10 protein-coding genes and 1 pseudogene are annotated in these 9,868 nt (G+C 46.2%); 9 read left to right on the top strand and 2 right to left on the bottom strand.

The window, feature by feature from the left end:
- The first annotated feature begins 374 nt into the window (after positions 1–374).
- From QTP81_RS13200 to QTP81_RS13190, 3 genes are all read left to right on the top strand, one after another.
- Complete coding sequence (locus QTP81_RS13200; protein ID WP_289366158.1) at positions 375–851, top strand: copper chaperone PCu(A)C; 477 nt, start codon at positions 375–377, stop codon at positions 849–851.
- Between the two features lie 138 nt (positions 852–989).
- Positions 990–1,460 (top strand): Dps family protein, encoded by a 471-nt coding sequence (locus QTP81_RS13195; RefSeq protein WP_289366157.1) that lies wholly within the window; start codon positions 990–992, stop codon positions 1,458–1,460.
- A gap of 26 nt (positions 1,461–1,486) precedes the next feature.
- The gene (locus QTP81_RS13190) at positions 1,487–2,590 is read left to right on the top strand and encodes a PQQ-dependent sugar dehydrogenase (RefSeq protein ID WP_289366156.1); all 1,104 of its coding nucleotides are present in this window, start codon (positions 1,487–1,489) and stop codon (positions 2,588–2,590) included.
- 55 nt (positions 2,591–2,645) lie between these two features.
- Here QTP81_RS13190 and QTP81_RS13185 read toward each other — a convergent pair whose 3' ends face one another.
- Positions 2,646–2,966 carry an Mpo1-like protein gene (locus QTP81_RS13185; protein ID WP_289366155.1) on the bottom strand — a complete coding sequence of 107 codons (321 nt, stop codon included), beginning with the start codon at positions 2,964–2,966 and terminating at the stop codon, positions 2,646–2,648.
- Positions 2,967–3,066: 100 nt separating this feature from the next.
- Here QTP81_RS13185 and trxA point away from each other — a divergent pair.
- Positions 3,067–3,942 (top strand): annotated as a pseudogene (gene trxA / locus QTP81_RS13180) (thioredoxin); the annotation flags it as partial.
- Between the two features lie 12 nt (positions 3,943–3,954).
- On the opposite strand, the gene QTP81_RS13175 reads toward trxA, so the two are convergent.
- Positions 3,955–4,989: a helix-turn-helix domain-containing protein gene (locus QTP81_RS13175; RefSeq protein WP_289366154.1), complete on the bottom strand. Its 1,035-nt coding sequence runs from the start codon at positions 4,987–4,989 to the stop codon at positions 3,955–3,957.
- Between the two features lie 177 nt (positions 4,990–5,166).
- On the opposite strand from QTP81_RS13175, the gene QTP81_RS13170 reads away from it, so the two are divergent.
- The 5 genes from QTP81_RS13170 to QTP81_RS13150 all read left to right on the top strand — a co-directional run bounded on the left by QTP81_RS13170 (position 5,167) and on the right by QTP81_RS13150 (position 9,846).
- Entirely contained in the window at positions 5,167–5,985 is an 819-nt protein-coding gene (locus QTP81_RS13170; protein WP_289366152.1) for a DUF2306 domain-containing protein, read from the top strand.
- 169 nt (positions 5,986–6,154) lie between these two features.
- Positions 6,155–6,859 carry a spondin domain-containing protein gene (locus tag QTP81_RS13165; RefSeq protein ID WP_289366149.1) on the top strand — a complete coding sequence of 235 codons (705 nt, stop codon included), beginning with the start codon at positions 6,155–6,157 and terminating at the stop codon, positions 6,857–6,859.
- Positions 6,860–6,869: 10 nt separating this feature from the next.
- On the top strand, positions 6,870–7,610 hold the full coding sequence (locus QTP81_RS13160) for a spondin domain-containing protein (RefSeq protein ID WP_289366147.1): 741 nt from the start codon (positions 6,870–6,872) through the stop codon (positions 7,608–7,610).
- 14 nt (positions 7,611–7,624) lie between these two features.
- Positions 7,625–8,344: a winged helix-turn-helix domain-containing protein gene (locus QTP81_RS13155; protein WP_289366145.1), complete on the top strand. Its 720-nt coding sequence runs from the start codon at positions 7,625–7,627 to the stop codon at positions 8,342–8,344.
- A complete protein-coding gene (locus QTP81_RS13150; protein ID WP_289366142.1) occupies positions 8,344–9,846 on the top strand; it encodes a sensor histidine kinase in 1,503 nt (500 codons plus the stop codon). The genes QTP81_RS13155 and QTP81_RS13150 overlap by 1 nt, the downstream gene beginning before the upstream one ends.
- Positions 9,847–9,868: the final 22 nt, after the last annotated feature.

Below are 9,868 nucleotides of genomic sequence, written 5' to 3'. Positions count from 1 at the left end.
GGCAGTTCGATTCCGGCAGTCGGCACCATTTATCCACACCGAAAGAAACGCAACGACCACCAGTTGTATCAACACCCCACGAACTGACACCCTACTGATAAATCAGTAGCCTTTGTAAGAGCAGCAGTTCGATTCCGGCAGTCGACACTAGTTTCACCCAAGATTTAACAATTTCTATCTTTAGGGTAGTAATTTCACATTGTTATTTATAATGTTGTATTTGCGCAATAAGTCTTTTGGCGAGTCGCGATAAGGATACTCAGGGGCAATCACTGTGCATAGCTGGATATAAACTTCGTTTGTAGATGCGCAGTAGCTTCTCGTTGTGTAAGGATTTTTTTCATATTATTTGAGTCGATCAAGAGGTTAAATTTATGGCCCGCATTTTAATATTGCTACTAGTGTTGTTTTGTGTGATTCCAGTTAATGCGCACGACTATCGCCATGACAGTTTTGAAGTCGATCATCCATGGGCGAGACCGACATTTGCAATGGCGACTACTGGAGCAGTCTATCTATCCTTAACCAACGTGACCGAATCGGCTGATACTGTCACCGGCGTTAGTGTTCCCACCACCATAGCTCGAGAAGCTCAGTTACACGATGTACTGATGGACGGTGATATCATGCGTATGCGTCATATGGAGCAAGGCCTTGTTGTAGAGCCCGCTGCCAAGGTCGACTTTGCCCCGTCGGGAAAACACATAATGCTGCTTGGCCTAACGGGACCATTGGAATTAGGGCAGGAGTTTCCACTCACGTTGCACTTTGCCCAAGCGGAAGACTTGGACGTTACTGTTTATGTGGAGCAACCTGAGAAAAGTGATGATGAGGTCCACCACAATCATTAAACGTTAAGCAAACCAAAACGCGCTTTTATACGTTAAAGCTGCAATCTTTAGAGTCGAGCTAGTCACTAGTTTTATCGAAACTAGGCTAAGATTAGCTCGACTTTTGCTTATTAATCACTGGTAACAGGAGAGCAACTCATGCACCAAATAGACATTGGAATCAATGAGTCTAATCGTCTGGAAATTGCTGAAGGCCTGAAGCGCCTATTAGCAGATTCTTATACCTTGTATTTGCAAACCCATAATTTTCACTGGAATGTCACTGGCCTGCAGTTTCGCGAATTGCACTTAATGTTTGAAGAGCATTACACCGAATTAGCGGTAGCAGTGGACGAAATCGCTGAGCGTATTCGCACATTGGATGTTGCCGCGCCTGGCACCTATAAAGCTTTTGCCGAACTGAGTTCAATTGAAGAAGTTGAAGGTGTACCTGACGCGGCAACTATGATCACCTTGTTAACTAAAGGTCATGAGCAAGTGGTGAAGACCTGCCGTGAAGTCTTAAGCGTCGCACAAGATGCCGACGATGAATCTACAGCCGCTCTGGTCTCAGATCGTATGCGTGTACATGAAAAAACTGCCTGGATGCTGCGCGCGACCCAAGCATAATAAAATTTAAGTTTAAGGAACCCATCATGAAAACTTCAAAGTGGTTAGCGGCCACGTCATTCGCTTTGTTTAGTACCGCAGTTCTTGCGCACAACCACGGCGGCGCTGGTGTAAAGGTTAACGAGCTCGCTGAAGGTCTTGTGCATCCATGGGGAATGGTGCAATTACCCAACGGCGACTTCATCATCAACGAGCGTCCTGGAACCATGCGTCGCTTCAGCGCAGGCACATTAAGTGCCCCTATTTTGGGGGTGCCAGAGGTTGTGGCACAAAACCAAGGAGGTCTTTTGGGTATCACTGCCGATCCCAATTTTGCCGATAACAATACTATTTATTTTTGCTATTCCAGTCCGGGTGAGGGGGGCTCAACCAGCACCGTCGCACGTGCCACTTTAAGTGGTAATGCGCTAACAGATGTTGACGTTATTTTCACTGCGGGCCCGCGCATTGATATCGGTTTCCACTTTGGTTGTCGTGTTGTAATTGATGACGCAGGCCACTTGTTTGTGAGTTTAGGCGATCGCGGCTCACAGCGTGAAGAAGCGCAAAATACCGATAATCACATCGGGACTGTGGTGCGAATTAATACCGACGGTAGTGTTCCGACAGATAATCCATTTGTAGATGGGGCGGCGCCAGAAGTATTCTCATACGGACACCGCAATGTGCAAGGTATGACCGTTCATCCAGAAACGGGGGCAGTGTGGACTCACGAGCATGGCCCTAAAGGTGGCGATGAAGTGAATATCGTTAAGAAGGCAGCTAATTATGGCTGGCCGGTGATCACTTATGGGGTGAATTACAACGATACACCAGTGTCTGATATCACTGAAAAAGCGGGCATGGAACAACCTCTGACTTATTGGGATCCGTCAATTGCGCCAAGTGGTATGGATTTCTACGAAGGTGACGCATTTGCAGCTTGGCAAGGAAACCTCCTAATAGGCTCATTAAAATTTGACCACCTACGCCGTATTGAACTAGATGAAAACAATAAAGTTGTTGCGGAGCATGAGTTATTACGTGATCGCGAGGAGCGAATTCGCGACGTTATCGTGGGTAACGATGGCTTCATTTACTTGTTGACAGATGAACCCAACGGCAAGTTATTACAATTAATGCCGCAGTAAAAATACAAATTGAAAAAGCCCGCTGAAGCGGGCTTTTTTATAGCTGTTTGATACGCTATTTTAACGACACTTTGCCAACCAAAATATCTTTAAACATTACCCAGTCACCCATCAAGCTGTAAAACGGGTACTTAAATGTGGCGGGTTTGTTGTGCTCATAAAAGAAGTGTCCTACCCAAGCAAAGCCATAACCAATAATCGGCATCAGCCACAACAACATCCAATTGCTTGTTAAAACGGCGGCGGCGATTACACCAAGCACCAACCAAGAGCCAACAAAGTGTAATAGCCGACAACGCGGATCTTGATGCTCTTGAAGATAATAAGGATAGAACTCAGCGAATGATTCAAACCCCTGCTGTTTTACTGTAGACATCGATAATACCTCTGCTGGCGAGCGATGATTTGTGCCTCTGAACCTGTGTTAATGGCTTGATATTCGTTCCAGACGCCGCATATTATAGCCATCATTACAAACAGGTGACCGCATTTCAATGGATAACATCAGTACGAATATCGTCGAACTTAGTTTAGAAAACTTTCAACAAGTCGTTGTGCAGCAATCGCAAGACCGTTTAGTCATTGTCGATTTTTGGGCTGAATGGTGTGAGCCATGCAAAGATTTAATGCCAATCTTACAAAAATTGGCACATGAGTACGCCGACAGTGTGATTTTAGCTACGGTTGACTGCGACAAGCAGCAAGAGATTGCCGGTCAATTTGGAGTTCGCAATTTACCTACAGTGATGTTGGTAAAAGGTGGTCAACCGGTGGATGGATTTGCAGGTGTGCAACCTGAGAGTCAGATCCGTGAAATGTTGGCAAAGCACTTACCATCACCCGAAGAAGGATTGCTTGAACAAGGCGCACAGTTGATTGCTGCAAGTGATTATGCGCGTGCTTTCCCGATCATCAAGCAGGCTTTTGAGATCAACCCAGACAATCTAGATGCAAAGTTAATGATGAGTGATTGCTTTATTGAGCAAGGCTACATTGAGCAGGCGAAGGAGATTCTTGCCACTATTGGATTGGTAGATCAGGATGGTCGCTTTGGTGCGCTACAAGGGAAGATTGAACTCGCCGAACAAGCCGCCGAATCACCTGAGATAAAAGCACTGCAAGAAAAACTGGCGCAGCAACCTGACGATATGGAGTTACAGGTGCAGTTATCAGTGCAGCTCCAACAAGCGAATAAATACGAAGAAGCACTGGATTTGTTATTTAACGTATTAAAACGCGATTTGAATTTTGGCGATGCCAAAAAGCTATTCCTCGACATGGTTAATGCATTGCCAGATGGTGATCCATTAAAGTCTAGTTATCGCCGCAAGATTTATAGCTTGTTGTATTAATTTCACATCGGATTAGTGTAGCGATTTGCGAAACTGCCCAGGTGTGCATCCAACCGCTTCCTTAAACGAGCGGGTGAACGGCCCAACTGACGCAAAACCACTTTCTAGACCGACTACTAACACCGACCAATGGGATTTATCGTTATCGCACAACAGTGATTTTGCGTGTGCAACCCGATATTGATTGACGAATTGATTAAAGTTCTTGGCATCGAAATGATGAGTCAAAACTCGGCTGATACGATACTCGGAAACACCAAGCGCTTGCGCAACATCTGCGACTTTGAGGTTGGTTTGAAGAAACTGCTTTTGTTCGACTAAGTAGTTTTTCAACTCATCAGCCAGTGTTTTATCTTCTTCATTGCTAATGGCGGGTTGTGTTACTCGCTTTTTTGCGCTGGGACGAAATGCAATCAGTAGTTGGGTTATGACCAACATGAAGAAAGCTGCATAGAAAGAAAATACCGTATGGTTATCGTTACCGAATAGGTTTTCCGGCAATACTGGTGCAATAAACATAACACTGCCGACCGCTGAGGCAAAGGTAGCAATAAAGAACCCGCGGTGAATTTTTTCCGCTTGTGTCGCAGATGTCCATCCCCGACAGCCTTCCCAAAATGTCAGCGCCAAAATGGTTGAGGAAAGTAGCATTATGCTTTCTTGAATAACTTCCTTCGCTGATAAAAGCGTTGTAGTGAACACATCATAATTAGCAAGGTAAAACGAAATTCCTTGCCGAGAAATAAGTAATAGCGCGATCAAGCCTGCAACAAAAATATGCACGCGCGTAAATGGTTTTTCTCCTCTAAACATAGCGCGCGCTAATAGCCAAGAGCCATTGCAGGTTACGCAGGCACCCATGCCAATCAAATAATGAAAATTACCTAATGGCTCTACGCTTAACTTTTGTGCTGACATCATCGACATAGAGCCGCAAAAAATGGCAAATAAAATATGGACCAATTGTTTGTTACGCACTAGGAGTTGGCCCAGCATTAAGCTCAGGCTAACGCACAGTAAGAACGAATAGCTTTCAGTTAGTCCCATAACAGTCTCTCCAGATTTCACTCACATCCTAGCAAGGCTCTGCCACTGTAAACAAAATACAAATGTTTCTGATTGTGTCTTTACTTTTATGCGCCGAATTTCGAATTCGGCGCGAAATAGCCCATTTTTAAAGGGATCCTAAGCCTCACCACATAGAGTTCTAGACGAGGTTTACATATGTTGTTACATGCGCTTACTGCCAATCGAGCATTGGATATGAGTGTTAAGGTTTGGTTTGCCACGGCACTCGTTGGTCAACTTTTGTTCGCAATCTACATTGGCTTTCGTTATGCCATTCCGGTGTATATGGGAACACCAGAAGACATGAATATGTCGCCGCATATTACCGGTTATGTGCCGGGAGATTTTTCAGGGAATAGCATGTTGCTAATCCATGTATTTGGTGCCGCGATTTTAAGTGCTTGTGGAATGCTGCAATTGATCCCGGCACTTCGCGCTAGATTTCCTCGCGTTCATCGCATCAATGGGCGCATATTCTTTGTTATGGGATTAGCTGGGGCGCTTACCGGATTGTATCTAACCTGGCTCAGAGGCACGCGTCTAAGTGATATTGGTGCCATAGGCATTTCAATTAACGGCGTTTTGATTGTCGTCGCTATTTATTACGCTTGGCGATTTGCGGTGGAAAAGAAGTTTGCCCAACACATGCGTTTTGCTGTGCATGCTTTCTTCTTAGTCAACGCAGTGTGGACATTGCGTTTGTTTTTGATGGGCTGGTTTTTAACTACCCAAGGCTATGGCAACAACCGCACCATGGATGGTCCCTCGGACATCGCCATATCATTTGCCTGTTATTTATTACCGATGTTTCTAGCCGAGCTGTATTTTTGGGCTAAGCAGCAATCGAGTGCCAAGCGGCAATGGGTAGTATTTGGTGCGATGACCTTGGGTTGTGTAATTACCGTGATCGGTGTTGTCGCCGCATCTATGATCCTATGGCTACCACGCATAGGCACTGCATTGGGGATTGTGTAATCGTCATCCCCGTACTCCGACCGTCATTCCGGCTTCCACGGCAATGACGGCTGGATTCCCCCCGTGAGTCAATCGATACTAAACTGTCATGCTTTTGTGATACTTTTGGGATAATTTCTCGCCACACTTTTCCTTGTTCAGCAATTACTTAACCTAACGAGGAAAACCAATGAAAAACGTTCGTTCACTTATTGCGGCAGCAGTCATTACAGGATTTGCCCCTGTTGCCTCAGCTGCTGATCTCTCAATTGAAGTACAAAACCTAACTCAGGGTATTTACTTCACGCCAATTCTACTAGCGGCACATACACCCGATGCGAGCTTATTTGAAGTAGGCGAGCAAGCGTCAATGGAAATTCAAATGATGGCGGAAGGCGGTAGCCTAGAAGGTTTAGCGGCTATCGGTACATCAATCAGTGCAGACGCAGTGGCTAACCCAGCCAGTGGCTTACTGGGCCCTGGTCAAACGACTACTGCAACAATGATGACGGCTGACACTAATACCGTGCTTTCAGTTGTAGCCATGATCTTACCTTCAAACGATGGCTTCGTCGGTTTAGACAACTGGACCATTCCAACTGAAGCGGGCACTTATACCGTTTATCTCAACGCCTATGATGCCGGCACTGAAGCGAACGACGAATTGCGTGGTAGCGGAATGCCGGGCATGCCAGGTATGCCAGTGCCACCGCCACTTGATCCACTACTAGGTACTAATGGCTCAGGGGTTACGACTGAAATTATTAATGACACAGTGCACATCCACCCAGGCAATATCGGTGACGACTCTGCAACTGATGGCGCAAGTGATGTGAGCAACACTGTTCACCGCTGGTTGAATCCGGTTGCCAAAGTGACTGTGACGGTAAACTAAGGAGAGCACTATGGGCATCTATATTCCAAATCGTCAACAGTCATTGCGACTATTGGCCATTGCCGGTCTAGTAGCCACGTTGACTGCCTGTGGCAGTGACAGTGATGACTTGCCAACGCCGCCAGTACCTCCAGCTCCACCACCGCCCCCCCCGGTTGATGTGAGCTATGACGTCACGGTAACCAATTTGACCAATGCACAACCGCTGTCACCCGTTGCTGTTGTACTGCACGATGAAGGTAACCTTTGGACCATCGGTGAATCAGCCTCTGTTGCCCTTGAGCAAATGGCTGAAGGTGGTGATACCGCAGAGCTTCGCGCTTTGTCAGTAGTACTTGCTGAAGCGTCGGGCGCAGCACCAATTGGACCGGGCGGTAGTGAGACTATCTCTATCACTATTCAAGACAATGAAATGGCGAACATTTCAATCACTACCATGCTAGTGAATACAAATGACGCTTTCACCGGTCTTAATGCTTGGAGCCTTGCTGATCTTGCGGTCGGTGACAGTTGGACAACCGTAACACGCGCTTACGATGCAGGCACTGAAGCCAATTCCGAAGCGGCCGGCACAATGCCAGGACCTGCCGATGGCGGTGAAGGTTTCAACGCTGTTCGGGATGATGCTGACTTTGTCGCTTTACATCCCGGTGTCGTGACCGGTGATGACGGTCTAGGCAGTTCAGTTCTGACGGTTTTGCACAAGATTGATAACCCTGTCGTTCGCATCACGATTACGCGAACCGAGTAAAGGAAGGAATAAGCATGAACGCTCGAGTCTTAGTCGTTGAAGATGATCTTGATATCGCTGATCTGATCAGAGTGAATTTAAGCGAATTAGGGGTGACGATCGAACATGCGGCAACGGGTGACAAAGGATTGTCACTCGCTCTAGACATTCAATACGACTTAGTGTTGTTAGACGTGATGTTACCGCAAGTCAGCGGGCTAGATATTTGTCGTGAAGTTCGTGCTAAAAAGCCCGAACAAGCCATTGTTATGCTGACCGCGAAAAACTCTGAAATGGATCGGGTATTGGGCCTCGAGCTTGGTGCCGACGATTACATGACTAAGCCATTTTCAGTTCGGGAGTTGCAAGCTCGGGTGCGCGCCCAGCTGCGTAAAGTGCGAATGCTGGCAAAAATCCGAAACTCGCCAGCGATTGATACAGCGATACTGCAAATTGGCAGTCTTACCATCGATACAAATAAACACATAGTCGAACTAGACAATCATGCACTCGAATTAACCGCGACTGAGTTTGAGTTACTCCTCTACTTAGCCAAGCATCCCAATCAAGTCTTTTCGCGCAGCCAGTTATTAGAATCGGTGTGGGGGTATCATCACTCTGGTTACGAGCACACGGTTAACTCTCACATTAATCGCTTGCGCGCCAAAATTGAGCGTGATGCCACCAATCCAACCGTTGTTCAAACAGTTTGGGGCGTGGGTTACAAGTTTAATCCACAGGGAGTGATGGCTTAGTGTTTGGACTTAAACTGTGTTTTTACCAGCGCCTAGCGATATCGCTGGTGGTGGTGTTTTCTATGGTGCTGAGTATCTTTTTTGCGGCCAGTGTGCACTTGCAGAGGGTGACGCAAAATGAGGCTGAACAGCGATTACACCTAAACCTTGCCGAACATTTGGTTCAAGATAACCCGTTATTGCAAACGGGGGTTTATGACTATGAAGCATTAAAAAACCTCTTCCATACGTTAATGGTAATGGGGCCTAACTTTGAGTTTTATTACCTAGATCCCAACGGCAAAGTACTGACCTATTCGTCTGAGTTTGGTCCTCTTGCTCGCGACCAAGTCGAACTTGAGCCTATATTGGAAATGCTTGACGGCTCTGCCGCGCTGCCACTCGTTGGTCAGGATCCTCGTGATGCGGGTGGAGAAAAAATATTTTCAGTCGCGCCAGTATACAACTCACAAGGTTTGCAGGGTTATATCTACGTGATTATCGGCGGGCAGGTCTTTGATTCAATTATTGCTGGCCTTAACCGCTCATCAGCAATGCAGCAATTTGGACTATTTGCAGTGGCGGCACTGATTTTCTTATTAGTAGCGCTGCTGGTGTTATTCAAAAACTTTACCCGACCGATGAAGATCTTGAGTGATGATATGGACAGGGTCCGAGCTGCAGACTTTGATAAAAGCGTCATGCAGCAAGCACGCAAACTGTGGAAACGCGAAAGTCACAATGAAGTACACCGCCTCGGTTGTGCGTTTAATGACATGCTGGAACATATCGATACCCAGTTTGAGCGTTTGCAGCAAACCGACATTCAGCGCCGTATTTTATTGGCCGACTTATCGCACGATTTGCGCACACCGTTGGCCAATTTACAGGGCTATATTGAGACCTTAGATATTCATAATGACACCTTATCCAGCGATGAGCGCAAGCGGTTTGTTGATATCTCCCTAAAAAATGCCCGCAACTTGAAGCACCTAATTGATCAAATTTTTGAGCTCGCATACTTAGAGGCTGGTCAGGTAACCATGAGCCGTGAGTCATTTTCATTAGGCGAGTTAATCCATGACGTATCGGCAAAGTTTGCGATGCAAATCGAAGCGAAGTCTCTCACTATGAACATCGAATTTGGACAACAGGACGTTTTTGTAAACACGGATATAGGTAAGCTTGAGCGAGTACTTACCAACCTTATAGATAACGCAATTAGGCACACTGACTCAGGTGGTACCATAACACTTGCAGTTATTCAGAATGACAATACCGTACGAGTTGAAATCAAAGATACCGGTAATGGCATCAGTCAGAATGAGCTCGCATTTATTTTTGATGCGCGCTATCAAGCATCCAACCAGTGCAAAGATAGTAAGATCCACGCCGGTTTAGGTTTGGCGATTTGCAAGAAGCTCACGCAATTATTGAATAGTGAATTATCAGTAACGAGTGAAGTCGGCAAGGGGACTTGCTTTAGCTTAAATTTGGCGCTGGAAAGTTCGCCGTCCAGCTAGCTTTAATTTTTCTAATGCCCGT

It is taken from the genome of Neoalteromonas arenosi, assembly GCF_030362855.1.
Lineage (GTDB): Bacteria > Pseudomonadota > Gammaproteobacteria > Enterobacterales > Alteromonadaceae > Alteromonas_E > Alteromonas_E arenosi.
The sequence above is the reverse complement of the archived record's forward strand: the minus strand, read 5'-3'. Positions and strand labels throughout refer to the sequence as shown.